This window comes from Brevibacterium siliguriense (assembly GCF_900105315.1).
Lineage (GTDB): Bacteria > Actinomycetota > Actinomycetes > Actinomycetales > Brevibacteriaceae > Brevibacterium > Brevibacterium siliguriense.
The window spans coordinates 3,963,867-3,983,239 of the sequence record NZ_LT629766.1; the positions used below are offsets into that span (position 1 = coordinate 3,963,867).

The 19,373-nt window shown below is 63.8% G+C and carries 15 protein-coding genes; 7 read left to right on the top strand and 8 right to left on the bottom strand.

Annotation, left to right across the window (positions count from 1 at the left end):
• Positions 1-160 precede the first annotated feature (160 nt).
• Complete coding sequence (locus BLU88_RS17785; RefSeq protein ID WP_092016867.1) at positions 161-1,945, top strand: sigma-70 family RNA polymerase sigma factor; 1,785 nt, start codon at positions 161-163, stop codon at positions 1,943-1,945.
• 110 nt (positions 1,946-2,055) lie between these two features.
• Here the strand turns inward: BLU88_RS17785 and BLU88_RS17790 are convergent, their stop codons facing one another.
• The 5 genes from BLU88_RS17790 to BLU88_RS17805 form a co-directional block, all read right to left on the bottom strand.
• On the bottom strand, positions 2,056-3,048 hold the full coding sequence (locus tag BLU88_RS17790; RefSeq protein WP_157689202.1) for a helix-turn-helix transcriptional regulator: 993 nt from the start codon (positions 3,046-3,048) through the stop codon (positions 2,056-2,058).
• Complete coding sequence (locus BLU88_RS18225; protein ID WP_157689204.1) at positions 2,955-4,346, bottom strand: hypothetical protein; 1,392 nt, start codon at positions 4,344-4,346, stop codon at positions 2,955-2,957. Before BLU88_RS18225 ends, BLU88_RS17790 begins: the two co-directional genes overlap by 94 nt.
• A 341-nt stretch (positions 4,347-4,687) precedes the next feature.
• A complete protein-coding gene (locus tag BLU88_RS17795) occupies positions 4,688-5,434 on the bottom strand; it encodes a response regulator (RefSeq protein ID WP_092016871.1) in 747 nt (248 codons plus the stop codon).
• A complete protein-coding gene (locus BLU88_RS17800) occupies positions 5,382-7,115 on the bottom strand; it encodes a sensor histidine kinase (protein WP_092016873.1) in 1,734 nt (577 codons plus the stop codon). The genes BLU88_RS17795 and BLU88_RS17800 overlap by 53 nt, the downstream gene beginning before the upstream one ends.
• Positions 7,112-7,543: a hypothetical protein gene (locus BLU88_RS17805; protein WP_167356922.1), complete on the bottom strand. Its 432-nt coding sequence runs from the start codon at positions 7,541-7,543 to the stop codon at positions 7,112-7,114. The genes BLU88_RS17800 and BLU88_RS17805 overlap by 4 nt, the downstream gene beginning before the upstream one ends.
• 196 nt (positions 7,544-7,739) lie before the next feature.
• Between BLU88_RS17805 and BLU88_RS17810 the strand changes: the two genes are divergently transcribed.
• The gene (locus BLU88_RS17810) at positions 7,740-9,128 is read left to right on the top strand and encodes a cation:dicarboxylate symporter family transporter (protein WP_092016877.1); all 1,389 of its coding nucleotides are present in this window, start codon (positions 7,740-7,742) and stop codon (positions 9,126-9,128) included.
• A gap of 110 nt (positions 9,129-9,238) precedes the next feature.
• Here BLU88_RS17810 and BLU88_RS17815 read toward each other — a convergent pair whose 3' ends face one another.
• Complete coding sequence (locus BLU88_RS17815; protein ID WP_092016879.1) at positions 9,239-10,339, bottom strand: NAD(P)-dependent alcohol dehydrogenase; 1,101 nt, start codon at positions 10,337-10,339, stop codon at positions 9,239-9,241.
• 197 nt (positions 10,340-10,536) lie between these two features.
• Positions 10,537-12,105: an MDR family MFS transporter gene (locus BLU88_RS17820; RefSeq protein WP_092016881.1), complete on the bottom strand. Its 1,569-nt coding sequence runs from the start codon at positions 12,103-12,105 to the stop codon at positions 10,537-10,539.
• Between the two features lie 578 nt (positions 12,106-12,683).
• On the opposite strand from BLU88_RS17820, the gene BLU88_RS17830 reads away from it, so the two are divergent.
• Positions 12,684-13,208, top strand: coding sequence for an FAD-dependent monooxygenase (locus BLU88_RS17830; protein WP_231939496.1), 525 nt, complete (start codon positions 12,684-12,686; stop codon positions 13,206-13,208).
• Here the strand turns inward: BLU88_RS17830 and BLU88_RS17835 are convergent.
• On the bottom strand, positions 13,189-14,778 hold the full coding sequence (locus tag BLU88_RS17835; protein ID WP_092016885.1) for a hypothetical protein: 1,590 nt from the start codon (positions 14,776-14,778) through the stop codon (positions 13,189-13,191). The genes BLU88_RS17830 and BLU88_RS17835 overlap by 20 nt on opposite strands.
• A gap of 185 nt (positions 14,779-14,963) precedes the next feature.
• On the opposite strand from BLU88_RS17835, the gene BLU88_RS17840 reads away from it, so the two are divergent.
• The 4 genes from BLU88_RS17840 (at position 14,964) to BLU88_RS17855 (ending at position 19,371) form a co-directional block, all read left to right on the top strand.
• Positions 14,964-16,187, top strand: coding sequence for a YbfB/YjiJ family MFS transporter (locus BLU88_RS17840; protein ID WP_092016887.1), 1,224 nt, complete (start codon positions 14,964-14,966; stop codon positions 16,185-16,187).
• A gap of 184 nt (positions 16,188-16,371) precedes the next feature.
• On the top strand, positions 16,372-17,301 hold the full coding sequence (locus tag BLU88_RS19075; protein WP_092016889.1) for a YceI family protein: 930 nt from the start codon (positions 16,372-16,374) through the stop codon (positions 17,299-17,301).
• A 244-nt stretch (positions 17,302-17,545) separates the two neighbouring features.
• On the top strand, positions 17,546-18,484 hold the full coding sequence (locus BLU88_RS17850) for an ABC transporter ATP-binding protein (protein ID WP_092016891.1): 939 nt from the start codon (positions 17,546-17,548) through the stop codon (positions 18,482-18,484).
• Entirely contained in the window at positions 18,481-19,371 is an 891-nt protein-coding gene (locus tag BLU88_RS17855) for an ABC transporter permease (RefSeq protein ID WP_197678156.1), read from the top strand. Before BLU88_RS17850 ends, BLU88_RS17855 begins: the two co-directional genes overlap by 4 nt.
• Positions 19,372-19,373 lie beyond the last annotated feature (2 nt).

Here is a 19,373-nt window from a genome sequence, read left to right on the forward strand (position 1 = left end):
TCACAGCACCGGGTTACGAATGTTTGGGACGCCGAGAACTTCTCCTGTAGAGTTTCAGCACTCCCCGTGAAATACCCCGAACTGTTCCCCGAATCACAGTTGAGGTCCCCATGCAGATTCAACGCCGACTTCCGCGCCTTACTTTCGAGACGATAAGACGATGACCGAGAGGTGGTCATCATCGGCCGATAGTTCCCGCTCCCCTTTCGGACTGCCGCGCCAGAACAGCGAACTCAGCGACTCCGATCTCTGTGCCCACATCCGTGACCACCGGCCCGAATCCGCAGCTGCACGGGCCGCCTACGGTGAGCTCTATGCCCGACATCGGCTTCCCGCATTGCATGTCGCACTGCGCCTCAACCGAAATCGTGCGCAGGCAGAAGATGCCGTCGCCGAGGCTTTCGCCAAGATCTGGCGCGCATGGGGGCGCGGGAAAGGGCCGGATGAATCCTTCAAGGCGTACCTCATGGTCGCTGTGCGCTCTGAATCGTACCGGCGCACTGCGATGGTCCGTGCCACAACGATCGTCGAACCCGATGTGCTGACGTTCCTTGCAGACAGCGAGCCGGGCGATCACGCCGCCGAGGTGGCTGAGCGCGATCAGCTGGGTCGTGCTTTCAAGACCCTCCCCGACACCTGGCAGAGCGCACTCATCCTCATCGACATCGATGGAACATCGACCGCTGATGCGGCCGCAACGATGGACCTGTCGTCGAATTCATTCAGTTCGCTCCTGCGTCGCGCACGAGAGGGGCTGCGGGCCGCCTATCTGCAGGAACACGTCGAACCCAGCGCCCCCGAATGCGTGGAGTACTCCTCTGCGCTTGCGCGGTTCGTGCGTCAGCAGCTGAGCCCGAAACGCGCCGAAGCGATCGAGGCTCATCTCAGTCACTGCATTCACTGCCGCCGTCAGTCGTTTGAGCTCCGCAGCATCAATGCGACGTTCCAGGCATGGATCACGCCGGCTGCTCTCGCTGCCGCACTCATCGAATGGGGCCATTTCCCGGAAGCAGCTGTGCTGCTGACGGGAGCAGGAACGGCGAACGTCGGGCCCGGTGGGCAGTCGGGTACGGTCGCCGCCGAGCCGCACTCAAGTGCGGCAGCCGCAGTGTCGAAGAGCAGCACAGGCACGGCCGCTGCCGGCAGCTCCGGAGGCAGCGCTGCCGGAATCGCGGCCGGAGCGTCGGCGGTCAAGGTTGCGATCGCAGGCATCGCTGCCAGCGCCGCCATTGCGGCCGGTGCCGCCACACTTGTGAATCTTCAGAGCGACCCCGCCCCGCAGTCTGCTGCTGCGGCAGAGACCTCCTCGGCGCCAGTTGACCCACCGAAGACGACGCCTTCTTCGCCCTCTCCACCGCGCACGACTGAGCCGGACGGAGGAGATGAGAGCGATGAGGGCTCGGACGAACGCGAGCAGAACGTCGCTGGGCGCTCCGCTCCAGGCGATGCGGAGCGGTCGCGGGACTCCCGGAAGAACGCTCAAGCGCCGGCCCCGCAGGAAGAGACCCAGACCCCCTCCTCGTCCGACCGGCAGCAGCCGACAGACAATGACGAAGAGCAGGAACCCGCCGAGGTTCCGGCTGCGGAACCGGATGACGCCTCGTCCGAAGCGACCCCGGAGACTTCCGCACCCACACCAGCCGCTGAGCCGACGGACTCGAACGAGCCCAGCCCCGAGCCGAGTAATCCTCCTTCGACCCCATCAGAACCGAGTTCCGACTCCTCATCGGAATCGTCGGAAGGCACTGACGATGCGGCTGCGAACAGCGACGCGGGCTCCTCGACCGCACCCAGCGAACCGGATGCAGGGGTCGACTCGGCCTCGGAAGCAGACGCAGACGTTTCAACTGCAGCAGATGCGTCTGGCGCCTCAGATGCCGATGGAGAGGACTCTGACGAAGGCCCCCACTGCCATGTCATCGGCTGGTGGGAGTTCTGCCACTGATCCACCGCCGAAGGCGGAGAGCTCGGACTGCTCGCGGTGGATCGTCGCTCCGGCGCTGCTGACAACTGGCCGGCGAGTAGGCCGCCTGTCCGCGGACGATTGCCACGCAGTCACCTCTGCTGAGCGCGGTGGACGTGGGCCACAGCCTCGGCACGGCTGCGCACGCCGAGCTTGCGGTAGAGCGCGGACAGGCGGTTCTTCAGCGTTCCCGACACCACTCCGAATTCGCGGGCGATCTGCGCGATCGACTTCGATGAGTCGATCGCGAACAGCAGCGACTGTTCGGCCGGGGTGAGATCGGTCTGGAAATCCGGGGACACCGGAGAAGTCTCTGGCAGTTCGAGCAGACGCTTCTGCAACACGGCCGCCGTGAGCTCTGCAGAATTGAACGACCGCGCCACAGCCTCCCACTCGGAACAATCGGCCGAAGCGGGAATGAGCGCCTGACGAGCAGACTTCGACAACTGAGTGACGGCAAGCACCGATGCCGTGATCGCGCAGTAGTCGAGCATGTCGACGAAGGCCTCCAGCGCGTCTGCAGAACGGCCCTCGTGGTGGAGCATGTCGGCACGCAGAGCCATGGCCGAGCTCTTGAGCCTGGGCCCGTCATCGCCGGCCAACAGCTGCCCTGTGGCGGTCCACAGCGGATCATGCTGCCCGAAGACGAAGGCCTGACGCGCCTTGACGACCGAGTACCCCGGACTCGGCGGACTCATCCGCTCGGCCAAGCCCTGCAGAGCCTTCCCCTCGCCCGCAGCGGCCAGCACGAAGCCGACGATGTTGACGATGGCCGAGAACCGTGAGGTCGGAATTCCTGTCGTCGGCAGAAGCTGAACCTGCGGACTCTCCACCAACAGCTTCGCCGCGGCCGAAGCTCGCCCTTCATACACAAAGCACAGACTTCTCAGCACGTGCGGAATCGGCCCCAGGAATTGGGTGGGCTTCGCCTGGTCAAGTGCGATGATGATCAGTCGGGCTGCATCGAGATCGAGCCGGTCCAGGCTGCGCATCAATTCGATGCACAGGGCCGTATATTCGTCCGGCAGCACGGCCATTCCGAATCTGCGAGCGTCCTCACGTGCCCGTTCCAGGTTTCGGTCCATGTCAGATCCGTGCCCGTGCCCCATTCCGGCCAGAGCGGTCTCCACGAGCCCCGCGAGCAGCGGGTGCGGCGAGTTCGGGCATAGACCTCGGCGAAGTGGACGACCCGCTGGAGCACGCACATCGCTTCAGGGAAGCGACCAGCCGCGATCAGATTCTGCCCGTGCTCGAGGTTGAGTTCAGCCTGCAACATCAACGTGGGCCCAGGCTCTCCCGCGCCGAGGTGGCGCAGACGTTCCCGTCCCACCTCGATGACTTTCAGTGCGGCTTCGTTCTCCCGGTTGAGCCGGTGCGTCCTCGCTTCGAGCATGGTCACCACGGACACCTCATCGGCGGTGAGTCGAGGTTCAGACTCTGCCGCCAGGAGTCCGTGTATCTCCGGCAGCACGATGCTGGAGAAGTCGGTGGCTGAGAGCAGTGTCGGCATATCGTCGGTGCCCAGTCGCGTACGGGTCGAGTCGATGCGACGGGCGGCACTGCGAGCCAAGATGAGGATCGGATTCTGAGCCAGCACATCCTCGGGGACCCTGAGGTAGGCCTCGATGGCGCTGGGCACATCGATGAAGACATTGACCGAACGGCGTGCCCAGCCGCGTTCAAGCACGTGCCAGTCACGTAGCTCGAGGACCAGATCGATGACCTCGGTCAGACCTTCGCGCCTGTCCGAACGCTGTCGGCCGATGGAATCAGAGATCGCAGCTCCGAGAGCCTCACGCGGGCTTCTGGCGGCTGAGTCGGAACCGCACGTGACGATTCGACGCATGAGCATTCGAATCATGGGCGGGACCGTGAACACCTCATCGGCGTCGGTCGGGACTGTCAGGAGTCCCTCATCGATGAGGAGCGAAGTGAGTCCTTCAGGCGAGGAACCCGCTGATGCTGCCACCTCTGCGGCGGCGAAGGCGGAATGGACCAGATCAACCATGGCCGAGGTGATCCGCGGGGCCCACGCGAAGAGGGTCAGCAGGTAGAGCACTCCGGATTCGCGCTTGGCGCCCTCGATCTTCGGCGTCAACGCTGGTGAAAGCATTGCATCGATGCGGTCGGGGTCATTATCGGTCAGCGGTATGCCGGCTTTGACACGTGCTCGTACGAGCGCGTCGGCGATACGGATGCGGCCTCCGCTGGAGCTGAAGAGCTGTTCGAGAGCGGTCGGCGACAGCTCATCGCTGTGGCCGACCGCCTCGGCGAAGTTTTCGATGGACGATGCGCGAGGACCGAACTGGGAATCGAATCCGGAGTCCTTCAGGGGAGTCGCCTCGTCATTGCTTTTGGGTTCTATAGGGGAGGTACTGGTCACGGCACGGTTCTTCTCTGCTAGTGCGGCGGCTGCCGACGGACAGTGGGGAAATGCCACAAGGAGGGGAAATGCGGCGTTGGGCAGTTGCCAGAGTACCGCATCGTCTCAGTACCGCTGGTGAACCGAGAGCATTTCACGGCTTGCCTGCGGCAAATCTCATGGTTTGCACATCAGTTGATCATCGATTCGAACTTCAACGGCGAATCGTGCCGAAGCCGGAGAAGCTCAGACAGCTCGAACGCGAGGAACGCATCAAGTGTGCTTCAGTCCCGACCGACAGCGCACCGTCGCGGCAGGCGACGGCGCCCACGGTGGGATCGTGAGCGAGCACAGCAGGCCCGTCACACCCACCGATACTCGTACTCCGGCCGCCCGGGAGTTCCGTGCCGGGGCTGCTTGACCGCCTGCTTCGTCGAGACGAGATGCTCGAGGTACCGGCGGACGGTGACGCGGGACAGGTCGAGGCCCTGCCCCACCTCGGTGGCGGAGACCGGGACTGCGGAATCGCGGACGAAAGCGGACACTGCGTCCAAAGTCTCGGCGATGAGGCCCTTCGGCAGGGTCGTCGACGAGACCGACCGCAGCGCTGAGAGCGCATTGTCCACCGACGCCTGAGTCGCCAACGACCCCGAGCCCGTGAGTCCGCGCCTGAACTCGCGCTGGTTCTCCAACTTCTCCCGGAACACAGCGAAGGTGAAGGGCTTGATGAGGTACTGCGTGATGCCCGACGAGATCGCCGAGCGGATCACCTGCAGATGCCGCACCGCGGTGATCGCAATGATGTCGACGTCCTGACCGCGGGAGTTCAGCCATCCGGCCACCTCCAGGCCATGCGAATCCGTGAGGTTCATATCGAGCAGAGCGATATCGACGGGGCGGCCTGCCGCAGCGAGTTCGTCGAAGCGTTCGATCGCCTCATGTCCGCCCAGGCAGGTTCCGGCCACCTCGAATCCCGGCACGCGCTCCACGAAGTCCGCGTGTGCCTGTGCCGTCAGCGGATCGTCCTCGACGATGAGCACCCGCAACACAGCATCATCACTCACGTGGGTCTCCTTCCGTCCGCTCACTGCCGGCGCCGGAACCGTCATCCCTGCTGCGGTCCTCCGCTGAATCGTAGCCGTCTGCCGCATTCGCGTCCCCCAGCGGAAGCGTGATCGTGAAGATCGCGCCGCCATCGGAGTCGACATCGATCTGCCCGCCGAGGCGGCTCACCGCCTGCCGGACCAAGACGAGCCCGAATCCGTGCCGTCCCAAGCCTGCGACCTCAGGTTTCGCCGAGGCACCGAGGTGGAAGAGCGCGTCGACGTCTTCGACCGCGACCCCGGTGCCGGAGTCGGCGATGGTGATGATGAGTTCCCCGTCCGCTGCGACGAAGTCCGCCCACACATGTTTCTCGTCCGACTCCGCGACTGCGTCGAAGGCGTTGTCGAGGAGGTTGCCGGCGACGGTGACGAGGTCGCGGGCGTCTAGTCGTTCGGGAGGGAGTTCGCCGGTGGCGGTGACAGTGAGTTCGATGCCGCGCTCGTGGGCCTGAGCGGCCTTGCCGATCATGAGCGCGGTGATGAAAGGTTCGTCGAGGGAAGCGACGAAGGAATCCGTCAGCCGTTGCGACTCCTGCTCATCCTTGACCGCGAAGTCGAGTGCCTCCCGGGCACGCCCGAGCTCGATGAGCGTGGAGACCGTGTGCAGCCGATTCGCGTGCTCATGGGTCTGCGCCCGCAGCGCCTCGGACAGGGTCGTCATCGTCGCCAGCTCCCCGGTGAGCTCCTGGATGTCCGTGCGATCGCGCAGCGTCGCGACGGTTCCTCCTTCATCGCGTCCTCCACGCGGCTGCCGGGCCTTCTTCTGGCTGATGACGAGCACACGATCCTCGGTGAAGTGGATCTCGTCGACGGCGACCCGACCGGTCGACAGGAGGTCACGTACGGATTCGGGCAGGGCCACCTCGGCGAGGGAAATCGGCGTCGATTCCTCCACCTTGGGCAGGCCGAGCAGGGACGCGGCCTCGTCGTTGTAGAGGACGAGCCGTCCGGATTCGTCGGCGAGGATGAGCCCTTCGCGCAGCGAATGCAGCGCGGAATCGTAGAACGCGAACAGTCGGCGCAGCTCCTCGGGACCGTAGCCGAGGGTGACTCGGCGCAGGTAGCGGGCAAGCAGACCGGAGCCGAGCCCGCCGAGGGCGAGCGCTGCAAGGCCGACGATGATGATCTGCGGCAGGGAGGCCGCCTGCGCAACGGACAGGGTCTCGAGGGTCACGCCCACGGCGACCATGGCGGTGACCTCGCCATCGGCGTCCTTGATCGGGACGATCGCGCGCACCGACGGACCGAGCGTGCCCACGTATTCCTCGGTCTCGGTCTGCCCTGCGCGGGCTTTCGCGGTGCTGCCGATGTATTTCTTGCCCAGCTGTTCGGGGTCGGGGTGGGTGTAGCGCGTGCCGTCGCGGTCCATGATCGTCACGAAGTCCACCTCGGCGGTGTCGATGACGGTCAGCGCATAGGGCTGCAGCCGGTCGGAGGGATCGTCCCCGGTCACAGCCTCGGTGACATAGGGATCGTGGGCCAGCGTCTCGGCGATGGACAGGACCCGCTCTCCGGCGGCGTGCCGGATGTTGTTCAGCGTCGTCACGTAGCTCGTCACCGACAGCGCGGTGCACACGAGGACGATGAGGACGAGCTGGACGAGGAAGAGACGCCTGGCCAGGGTGCCGCCTCGGCGAGCCCGGAAGCGATCCCGGCCCCGCCGTGGTGGGGCCGGGACGGAATTCACTTCTTCTTGTCGCTCTTCTTTTTCTTCTTGCTGCCGCCGGCGATGACGAGGGCCAGGCCGATCGCGGCCAGCCAGGTGTCCTTGGCCACGGCGGTGCCGTCTTCGGACGGACGAATTCCATCGTCCTTGGTCATCGAGTCGATGGAGAAGTAGTTCGCGACGAGCCCGGCGGCGAACGTCGTCAGTGCGGCACCGGCGATGCGGGTCGGCACGAACGGCAGCAGCAGGGCCGAGCCGACGGCGATCTCACCGTAGGAGAGGAACTTCCCGAACTGTGCGGGGGTCATGTTCTCGACCATGGGCACACCATTGGCGGCCATCTGCTGGAGGCCTGCGGCGGATTCCTCATCGAGGCCGAGCTTGCCGATGCCGGAGTTCAGGATGAATGCGCCGGGGACTGCGCGCAGAAGTGCGGTGCTGATTGCCACGAATATGCTCCTTCTTCAGGTGTGTCCTTACGCCTCCACATTAGCCGTCAACTGTGTCTGTGAACACTATGAACGCAACCGAGACACCCGTCACACCGACTGGCACAGTTGTCGGGTACATCACCACCGCGACCAGTCGTCGCGTGCGGTCCCGCCCATCGAAGGGTGAGGTCGCGAACATCATTTGGAGGAAAACATGGCAACGTCGCCACAGCCGGAAGGCGGGTCCGCGAATGCGGGCAACGCCGCCGCAGCGGCAACCGATCAGGGTGCCCCGCAGCGGAAGAAGGATCGCACTCACTGGCTCTACATCATGGTCATCGTGGCCGTGTTCGCCGGTGCCGCCATCGGGCTCGTCGCCCCGGACGCGGGAATCGCACTCGAGCCCCTGGGCAAGGCATTCGTCGCGCTCATCAAGATGATCATCGCTCCGGTCATCTTCTGCACCATCGTCCTCGGCGTCGGTTCCGTGGCGAAGGCGGCCACCGTCGGCAAGGTCGGCGGACTGGCTCTCATCTACTTCCTGGTCATGGCGACATTCGCGCTGGTCATCGGCCTCATTGTCGGCAACTTCATCCACCCCGGCGAAGGACTCCACCTCCAGCCCTACGAAGAGGCCAGCGGCGGTGAGGAAGGCGGAATGGTCGCATTCCTCATGAGCCTCATCCCCGGTGACATCCCGGTTCTGCCGACCCTCGTGCTCGCACTCCTCGTCGGATTCGCCCTGCAGTCGATGGGCAAGGCTGGAGAGCCGGTTCTCAACGGCATCAAGCACATCCAGGCCGTCGTCTTCAAGCTCATGATGATGATCATGTGGGCCGCTCCCGTCGGCGCCTTCGGTGCGATCGCCGCGGTCGTCGGCAAGACCGGCTGGGCCGCGATCGGTGCGATGGCAACCCTCATGGGTGCCTTCTACCTCACCTGTGCCCTGTTCATCGTCATCGTCCTCGGCGGACTGCTCAAGATCGTCACCGGGCTCAACATCTTCCTGCTGCTGAAGTACCTGGCCCGTGAGTTCCTGCTCATCTTCTCCACCTCGTCGTCGGAGTCGGCACTGCCGCGCCTCATCGCGAAGATGGAGCACGCCGGAGTCTCGAAGCCGGTCGTCGGCATCACCGTGCCCACCGGCTACTCGTTCAACCTCGACGGCACCGCCATCTACCTGACCATGGCGTCGCTGTTCGTGTCCTCGGCCATGGGCATGCCGATGTCGATTCCCGAGCAGATCTCGCTGCTCGTGTTCATGATCATCGCCTCGAAGGGCGCCGCCGGAGTCACCGGTGCGGGCCTTGCCACCCTGGCTGCCGGTCTGCAGTCGCACCGCCCCGAGCTGCTCGACGGAATGGGCGTCATCGTCGGCATCGACAAGTTCATGTCCGAGTGCCGTGCGCTGACGAACTTCACCGGCAATGCCGTGGCCACACTGCTCATCGGCAAGTGGACGAACGAGATCGACATCGACCAGGCCCGTGCCACCCTGTCGGGTCAGAGCCCGTTCGACGAACTCTCACTCGAGCCGGAGGCTCATGGAACGCCCGCCGAGTCGGATCGCCCCAATGAAGGCGAGAAGGTCACCGTGAGCTGACCCTAGGTCGCTCCCGCACAACAAAGGCCGTGGGGCCAGTCTCCTCTTCATGAAAACACCGGCCCCATGGCCTTTCGTCTTCTCTCACTGAGGCAGGTGCCTCGATGGACTCAATAGGTGATGATCGGCTTGAGGGTCGCCCCCTTCGCAGAATCGTCAAAAGCGGTATTGATTTCATCGAATCCATAGGTCTTCGTCAGCTTGTCGAAGGGAAAGAGACCCTGCTGATGAAGACTGATCAGTCGGGGAATGAATTCCTTCGGAACCGCGTCGCCCTCGATCACCATGCTCACATTGATTCCGCTGAGCAGCAGCGTTCCGATGTCGAACTGCGCCTCCGTTCCCAGCTTGGCCGCACCCACCAATGCACCGTGTCCGCGGATGCCCAGCGATTTGGTCATCTGTGAGAACACCGCCGGCACTCCTGTGGTGTCGAGGGCGTAGTCGACGCCGGCACCGGTGATGTCCTTGATCGCCTCGACAGGATCCGCGCTCTGGGAATTGACCACGTGGGTTGCGCCCAGCTCCTCGGCGAATTTCAATCTCTCGTCAACGATGTCGACCATGATGATCGTCGACACACCGGCGGCCTTGGCCGCAAGCATGCCCGCCATGCCGACAGCTCCCGTACCGAACACGGCAATCGATCCGCCCGCTTCGGGTCGCAGCACATTGAGGACGGCACCGGCACCGGTCATGATTCCGCAGCCCAGGGGGCCCAGCAGGTCAAGAGGTGCATCGTCAGCGACCTTGACTATGCTGCGCGCCACGACATTGGTGTGTTCCGCGAACGAAGACTGTCCGAAGAAATGCGAGCCAACCGGAGTTCCGTCGGCCGCGCTGAAGGCCGTCGAGCCATCTGTGCGCCGCACGCCGAAGTTCTGGTCGTAGAAGTTCGTGCAGTACATGGGGTGGCCGGACAGGCACTGCTCGCACTGCCCGCAGAAGCTCGGCCCGAGCACGACCTTGTCGCCGACTTCGAGGCCCGTCACTTCGGCTCCGACCTGTTCGACGATGCCTGCGCCCTCATGACCGAGGACCACAGGCTGCGGAACCGGATACCACTGGTCGCGGATGATCGCGTCGGTGTGGCAGATGCCGGATGCTACGACGCGAACGCGCACTTCATCCGATCGGGGTTCGTCGACTTCCACCTCTTCGATCACGAGTGGCTCGTGAGGTGCTTTTGAAATGGCGGCACGAGTCTTCATTGCGTGACTCCTCATCCGGGTCACCAGTCGGGCCGCATCGTCGGCCACGGGGAGGCTGCAGACCCTATGTCTGCATTCTATCGCCGCATGTTCATCCATTGATGTCTTCTCCGTCACGCCGCCGGCTCCCACCCGAGCCGGCGAACGCTGACAGCGAGGGCCGTTCGATCGTTGCCTGCCCGCAATGACGACGGTGCCTAACAGTCGCCTTCTGCGGCCGTGGCTTCGCCCCTGGCGACCAGGCCGGCCTCCTTCGAGAGCGGGATCTCCTTCAGCGTCAGAGCGAGGATGAACGCCACGGCGATGAACGGGATGAGATGGGCGAAGACCGGCGCCAAAGCCTCGGCATAGGCGGCGATGACACCGGATTGGAGATCAGCGGGAAGAGCGCCCAGCACGTCCGGACCGATCGTGCTGGCAGCGTGGGCAGCCTGTTCAGGAGTCGTGCTCTGAGCGTCGAACATCTCGTGCAGCAGGTGACTCAGTCTCGCGGTGAATTGGCTGCCGAAGATCGCCACTCCGAACACTGCGCCGACTTCACGCAGATAATTGTTTGTACTGGTGGCAGTGCCGACCTGATCAGCAGGCGCCGCGTTCTGGACGATGAGAACGATGACCTGCATGATCAGTCCGAGTCCGATTCCGAGCACAGCGAGATAGGCGCAGACCAGCCACAGCGGAGTCAGATGCGTGAGAGTGGACAGGCACGCCAACGCGGCTGCGGCAACTACCGTACCGATGATCGGGTAGATCTTATAGCGTCCGGACTTCGCCACCGCAAAACCCGATACAGTCGACGAAGCGGTGATTCCCGCCAGCATCGGCAGCATCAGCAGTCCGGAAACAGCCGCGGAAGCCCCCGATGACATCTGAAGGAACGTCGGTATGAATGCAAGCACAGCGAACATTCCCGTTCCCAGCAGCAGCCCGATCGAACTGGCCATGACGAATTCACGATTGCGGAACAGTGTCAGCGGGATGATGGGATCGGCTGCGCGGGCTTCGACGACGAGGAAAGCCGCCAACGCTGCCACGAAGCCCGCGCCCCACAACCAGGTCGTCGCCGAGTTCCATCCATGATCGTTGCGGCCGCCGAGGTCAGTGAACATGATCAGACATGCTGTGACTGCCGACAACAGGAATATCCCGGCACCGTCGATTGGGTGCTGAGCACGCTTGGACGGCAGCCTGAGCACAAGCAGTGCGATGGCAAATGCGAGGAGTCCGAATGGAACGTTGACCGCGAAGACCCAGTGCCAGGTGAGGTACTCGACAAAATACCCGCCCAGGAGCGGTCCGGCCACAGCGGCGACGGCGAATATCGCACCCATCGGCCCGAGGTACTTTCCTCGTTCGCTGGCGGGGACGATATCGGCGATGATTGCCTGGGACAAGATGATGAGTCCTCCGCCGCCCAGTCCCTGAGCCGCTCGGAAGGCGACGAAGGTCCAGAAGTCATCGGCGAAGGCGCAGCCGGACGAGGCTGCCGTGAAGAGGGCGATTGCGATCAGAAATAGGGTTCTGCGACCGAAGATGTCGCCAAGTTTGCCGTAGATCGGCATGGAGACAGTGGTGGCCAGCAGGTATGAGGAGGTGGTCCATGTCTGATATTCGACTCCACCCAGGTCACCGACGATGGTCGGCATTGCGGTGGCGACAATGGTTTGGTCGAGGCTCGACAGGAGCATCCCTGCGATCAGAGCGCCGAAGATTATCCGAACTTTGCGTCGGGTGAGCAGGAACTGGTTGTCAGAGTTGGTGGTCATGAGTCCGTTTCGTGTTGAAGAACAGGGCAAGCAACGACAGATCGCTTGAGAGTTCTCGAGCACGACGACAAGCTCCGTGACCGCGGAAAAGAATCAACTGCGCTAGTGCACAGGATGTGAAAGGTCGACGAAAGAGCACGCGTCCGCAGGATGGAAGCGATCTGTGAGACTCACAACGTCAAATACCCATGAGGGTGATCATAGCGCATGAGTGCAACGACAGAGAAACGAGACGGTTGATCTGCTCTTCACGGCGATGATCAGCACAGGCCCCGGCGGACCGAGAGCCGATGCCCAGCCTGTCCGCGCCCTCGTGGCTGTCGAGGAATCGCGTGGTAGTGCCGACGCGAACCATGAGGGTACAGGTCTGTCCGGTGCTCTCGGACAGATCCTTGAGTCTCGGTCGCATTCGGACGACCAGACGATTGGAGCAGCGTGCAGTTCCACCTCGACGGCTTCCGCGCCGGCCACCCTGAGATCTTTCCCGCCGAGCAGACCGCCGAGGCGGGCACCGACACCTCGGAGGTCGATGTCCTCATCGTCGGCACGGCTCTGCCGGCACCGTTCTCGCCGCGCAGTTGGCCGAAATCCCCGATATCACCACACGTGTCATCGAACGGCGCAGTGGTTCGTTGGAAATCGGCTATGCCGACGGTGTCGCCTGCCGCACCGTCGAAATGTTCGGTGCCTTCGGATTGGCCCAGAGGCTCGTCCGAGAAGCCTATTGGGTCAACGAGACGACGTTCTGGGGCCCCGATCCTGCGGATTCGAACAGAATAGTGCGGACTGGACGCATCGCTGACGTCGAAGAGGGACTGTCAGCGTATCCTCATGTCATTGTCAATCAGGCGCGGATGCAGGACTTCCTCCTCGAGCGCATGGCCAAATCACCTTCCCGCCTCGTTCCCGACTACGGCCTCGAAGTGTTGGGAGTCGAAATCGATGACTCGTCGGACCATCCGGTGTCGGTGACCATGTCCCCGACCGGGGAATGCGATTCGAACGGTTCGAGTGCCCCCGCCGAGCCGACAACGGTTCGCGCAAAGTACGTCGTCGGCTGCGACGGTTGCGGATATCGTTCGTCTAGTCAGCCTTCTTCATGACGAAGACCGTCACCGAGCTCCCGGCAAGATCGATCCTCAGCTTTCGGTCCCCGGCCCCGTCACTCGGAGCAGGAGACGAGTTGGCAGCACCCAACGCAGCCGACGCACTCGCCGAGCCCGCCGCCTCATCCCCACTGAACGGCACCTCCGCCGGCAGCGGATTCGCCGGCACCACCTGCGTAGCACTCTTCACATCGTTCGACTCCCCGTACACCTGCGACGCCGACGACACGCTGAACCCCGTCGGCATTGTCACCGTCACAGGATTCCCGCCCACCGAAGCCGCATCATTCGCGTTGATGACCGTCATCACCAGTGTCCGCCCGTCGTTCTTCACCACGGTGTAGGCGCTCATGTTCCCGCCACCAGACACCGAAGTCTTAGTGAAATGCCCGCCGACACTCGGCACGAGCAGCCGCAGCCCGAGCATGTTCGGCCTCACCTGAAACTTATTCGACCGGTCCCCGTGATCGGCTGGATCGCAGATGAGCGACATCGGCGCTCCCCCGTTGCAGGCGCCGAGCATCGAGTGCATGGCCATCCGCTCCACACCGAGCGTGGCCGCATACATCGTGTAATCGGCCGCCCACAGCGCCGACGCGTTCGTCAGCGACGTGTCATTCGTGCCCGGGCAGCTCGTCGGCCCGGTCTCCTCGAGCCACAGCGGTAGCCCTGCCGCATCAGCCTTGGATTTCCCGATGCCCAGGTTCTTCTTCGCCGCCTTATTTGCCAAGGGATCGATGAGGTTCGCTGCCTGCGGTCCCCGCCCCGGAATCTGAGTCGAATCGCATTCGTAGAGCTGGTACCAATGCTGTGAGATCGCGGTCTTGTGCTTGACGCCCGACCTGGCGAACGCGTCCATCCACGCCCCGTCGTAGACGTCGGGACCGATGATCGGCGCTTTCGGCCGCTTCGCATGGATGGCCTTGGCATATGCCTCAAGCTGCTTGACGTACTTGTCCTTGTTCCACCCCTTGCCGCGCACGGCACCGCTGGGCACATCCGTGACGGTGTACCCGTTCGGCTCGTTGCCGATCGCAAGCCCCACAAGAGAGTCGCCGAGGATGTCGACCGCGTGCGCGGCCATGTCCGCTCCCCGTGCCGGGTCGTAGGTGCCCAAAGGAATGCCGATGGTGACCGACGAACCGGTGACGTCGACGAGCTTCTTCAGTCTCCCCAAGTCATCGGGAGTGATGGTGACCTTCTCGCCGTGTTTCGGCTTCTCACCCTTAGATGTCCAGAACGTCCTCCGGTCGAGAGCATTGCCGCCGAACCGCAGCGCCGGCGACCCGAGCGTCTTCAACTGCTCGTCGAGGTTGGATTTCGCCGGATCGAGCCTGGGGTCGGCCAAGTCGGTGGCTTCAAACGAGACCCCGACGTTGTCAGCCGCGAGGCTCGGGCCCATCCGGTCTGTGGTCGCAGTGACTACTGCATCATCGCCGGAGATGTCTCCGGAGAACGACTGCTCGAATTCGGTCGGGGTCGGGCTCGGTTCCGGGGACTGATCCGCAGACGATGAACCATCCGAATCGGACCACGAGCACCCTGACAGCACGAGGGCGAGCGCCACAACACCGCTCTCAATGCTCCGTCTGATCCGCACGGCAATAACTCTGCCCTGCCCCCGCAGAATCAACAACTTCCACAGTCTCTGGAGAGTCACCTCCAGCCCGGATATCCACCCGCCGAGGCGGCCGTCCGGCGGCCGTGGCATCGTAGGGGTGGAGACCACGCCACCTGAGGAGGGGGATCGCAGTGCCCGACAACACCGGCAGCTCCTCCCTCACCCCCATCAGCGGAGCCTTGGGTCTGTCGGTGGCGATGGGCATGGGCCGGTTCTTCTACACCCCGGCCCTGCCGCTCATGGTCGCCGCCCTGCACTGGGGCTCCGCCCCCGGCGCGTGGATCGCAACCCTGAACTACGTCGGCTACTTCATCGGCACTCTCGTCATCGCCCAAGGCTGGGTCGAACCCAACCGATTCGTCTACCGCCTCAGCCTCATCGTCTCCACCGTGGGTCTGGCCGCGGTCGCACTGACACCGAACCTCGTCTGGCAGGGTGGCATCCGCACGATCGCCGGAATCGCTTCGGGGCTGATCTTCGTGTGCGTGACCCAACGCATTCCCGCGAACTCCCTTAGGCCCCGCGACGGCGGCATCTCCTACGGCGGAGTCGGTTTCGGCATCCTCGTCTCCGGAGCCATCGTGTTGGTCGCCGGCAGCTTCGCCGACTGGCGACAGCTGTGGCTCATCTGCGCGGCCGTGTCCGCGGTCTTCTCGATCATCGCCTGGACCTGGCCGATACCGGCCCGGATCCCACAGAACACCACCCCCACCGAGGCGGCCGACCCGACCGAATCAGCCGATCCGACCGCGACCGACACCGCCCAATCCCCCACCGACACCAGCCCCGGCGCCGTCACCCCTTACGAGGCCAACCGCCGCCGGGCCATGGCCGTCCTCTCCACCGGCTACTTCTTCCAAGGCGGCGGCTACATCATCATCGGCACCTACCTCGTCGTGCTCGCCGGTCCCGTCTTCGGAGCGACCGCGGCCGCCTCGACGTGGCTGATCGCCGGGATCGCGACCGCGGTTTCTCCCCTGACGTGGTCAGCGGTCGCTGCCCGCATCGGCACGGTCAAGGCACTGACCGTCTGTTATTTCCTCCAGGTCTTCGGCGCGCTGCTCGCCGCCTTCGGATCCTCACCGGTCGTGCTCATCATCGCCGCGGCCCTCTTCGGCTTCACGTTCGTCGGGGTGGTCATGATGACGATCGGCGTCGGCACGCAGATGGGTGTCGCGAACGCCTCGGCAAAGCTGACGTCCTGGTACAGCATCGGTCAGATCGTCGGTCCCGCCGTCGTCGCAGCGGCCCTGAGCGGGCACATCGTCGCTGCCTTCGTCGCCTCGGCGATCGCGTTGGCCGTCGCCATGGCACTGACCTTAGTCGGCGTCCTCACCGGCAATGTCGACCGCTGAGGCGCGTCATCCCACGGCGCCACCACGACCGCAACAACGCGAACCTGGGTGGCACTGAAGCGACCGCCCGTGCAACACTACGTAGGCGATTGCTCATTCAACGATCACATGATCGGCGAGTAAGCACACCGACTACGACAGCCTCCCCCAGCGGAGCGCGGAGGAACCGAAGGAGCCTACCCCCATGACAGAAACTCCTGGGATCACAGGTCATTGGGACATCGATCCCTCACATTCTCGACTGGGATTCTCCACACGCCACGCCATGGTCTCGCGTGTGCGCGGAGCGTTCAATGATGTGTCCGGCTTTGCCGACATCGCCGAGGATCTTGCGAATTCGAAGGCCGAGGTCATCATCCAGACTGCCAGCGTCGACACCCGCACCGAGGCACGCGACGAGCACCTGCGTTCTGCGGACTTCTTCGACGTCGAGACCTACCCGGAGATCCGATTCGTCTCCTCGGCCATCGACGAGGTCGACGAAAGCTCCTACATCGTCACCGGTGAGCTGACGATCCGTGACATGGCCAAGACCGTGTCGGTTCCGCTCGAGCTCATCGGCATCGAGACCGACCCCGACGGCAACCTGCGTGCCGGCCTCGAGGGCTCGCGCCGCATCGATCGCAAGGACTGGGGCGTGACGTGGAATACGAAGCTCGATTCCGGCGGCGTCCTCGTCAGCGACAAGATCACGCTCGAGTTCGAGCTCTCCCTCATCAAGAACCTCGCCGAGGCGGCCCCCGCCGATTCGTCCGAGACCGCCGTCCAGGACGATGCCCCCACCGAGACACCAGAGCCCGTCACCGAGGCGACTCCTGCACCCGAAGCAGACACAGCTGCCCCGCAGGAAGCAGCACCGACTCCCGAAGCACCGGAGTCGGTGCCCCCGACCCCAGTGGCCGACGAGACTGCACCTCCCACGCCGAAAGCCCCAGAGAGCGCAGCATCGGTAGCCCCGGCCGCCGAGCCCGTCGGCAAGGAGTTCCCTCCCCCGCCGCCGGTCAAGCCCGCCGAAACTCCCGCTGACAAGCCGGCAGAGAAAGCCCCGGAGCCCAAGCAGTCGGATGCCCAGTCGTCCGGAAGCGCTTTCGGAAAGCTCTTCGGCCTCCGCTGAGACCGGCGCTGAGTTCGGCGCACTCCCGCTGACTTCGACAACCCAATACAGCAGTACTCACCCGCGGGTGGGATCGGTGCATGAGCCGTTCCCGCCCGCGGTTCTTATCTGCTGCCGTATCGCGGGACAAGAGAGGAAGGATCATTTAGGCAAGCACAGCGATCGCAGGGAATCTGCATTGCAAACCACCATGATGATTTGTAGTATATCTACTACATATCATCAAAGGACTACTTAGAGGTAGATGATGGAGACTGCACATCCTGGCCGCACCCCGGACTCCGCGCCGATCATTTCGGTCTCAGACCTGCGGATGGTCTACGGGAGCAAGACAGTCCTCGACGGCCTGACTCTCGACATCAACACTGATGAGATCGTCGCCATGCTCGGTCCCAACGGTGCCGGGAAATCGACGACGATCGAGGTCCTCGAAGGCTTCCGGTCTGCCTCAAGCGGCTCCGTGTCCGTCCTCGGTGCCGACCCCATCACCGGTGACGCCGGGTGGCGCTCACAGATCGGCATCGTCTTGCAGACCTCGAGCGATCACGGCAAATGGCGGCCGCGCCAACTGCTGTCCCACCTCTCGGACTTCTATCTCCCCTATGTCGACCCCTGGCCAGTCGACGAGCTGCTGGGCCTGGTCGGCCTCGAAGAGCAGGCCGACCAGAAGCTGCAGACACTCTCCGGGGGCCAGCGGCGCCGACTCGATGTCGCCATGGCCATCATCGGACGTCCTTCTCTTCTCTTCCTCGACGAACCGACCACAGGATTCGACCCCCGGGCACGGCGCGACTTCCATGACCTCATCCACCGGCTCAGCGATCTCGAAGGAGTGACGATCATGCTCACCACGCACGACCTCGCCGAGGCAGAGGCCTTGTCCTCACGCATCGTCATCCTCGCCGGTGGTCGGATCATCGCCGATGGTTCACCGCTGGAACTCACACATGCAATCGGCCGTACTGCCGAGATCACCTGGATTCAGGAGGGGCAGCGCCATATGCATGTCTCGGAGGATTCGACGAGCTTCGTGCGTGAGCTGCTGGCCGGCGAACAGGACTCACCAGTCACCGACTTGGAGATCCGTCGTGCGACACTCGAAGACGCCTACCTGTCAATCGTCGAACAGTTCGAGTCGGGCAGAGACGTGGATACAGAGACGTTCGAAGGAGCACAGCTATGACATCGTATGACGTTCAGCGCAGGACCCCGCGCATCAACCCCGTGCTCAACCTCATCCGGGCGGGACTGCGGCGCGGCCTGATCGCGGCCCGGATCCAAGTGACAGCTCCCGGCGAGATCTTCGGAACCGTGGTGATGCTGGCGATCTTCGTCGGGACGCTGTTGTTCATGCGCGGGTCCAGCTTCGCCGGTGCCACCGTCGACCTGGGATCGACCGGCTTCCCCGGAATCATCGCCATGAGCACCGTCTTCAGTGGAGTGATGGGCATTGTCAGTGTGCTGTCGATGGACAAGACCAACGGCACCCTGCTGCGGTCGAAGTCGGTCCCGGGCGGCACAGCCGGGTATCTCATCGGTGAGATCACGGCTAACGTCATCAACACTCTTGTCACGTCGGTGGCTCTGCTCATCGTCGGGCTATTCCTCTTCGATGGGCTCGACTTCGCGTCTCCGACGCGCTGGCTGCTCTTCATCTCAGTCCTTGTCCTCAGCCTGATCTCGACCCTGTCGATGGGTGCCGTGCTGGGAGCCTTGATGAGCAACCCGAAGTTCATGGGGATGGTCATGATGCCGGTGCTGGGACTCATCGCGATCTCCGGTATCTTCTATCCCATCGTGGCACTGCCGTTGTGGCTGCAGGGACTCGCGCAGGCCTTCCCACTGTATTGGTTGGGGCTGGGCCTGCGATCGTCTCTGCTGCCTGACAGCATGGCCGCGATCGAGATCGCCGGTTCCTGGAGGCTCGAATGGGTGTTCATCGTCCTGGGGCTATGGGCTGTCGTTGGTCTCATCTTGGCGCCGAAGCTGCTGTCGCGCATGGCCAGGCGCGAGTCGGGCTCGGCCGTGGCGGCCCGCCGCAAGGGCGTGGCCGAGCAGTGGGGAGTCTGAAC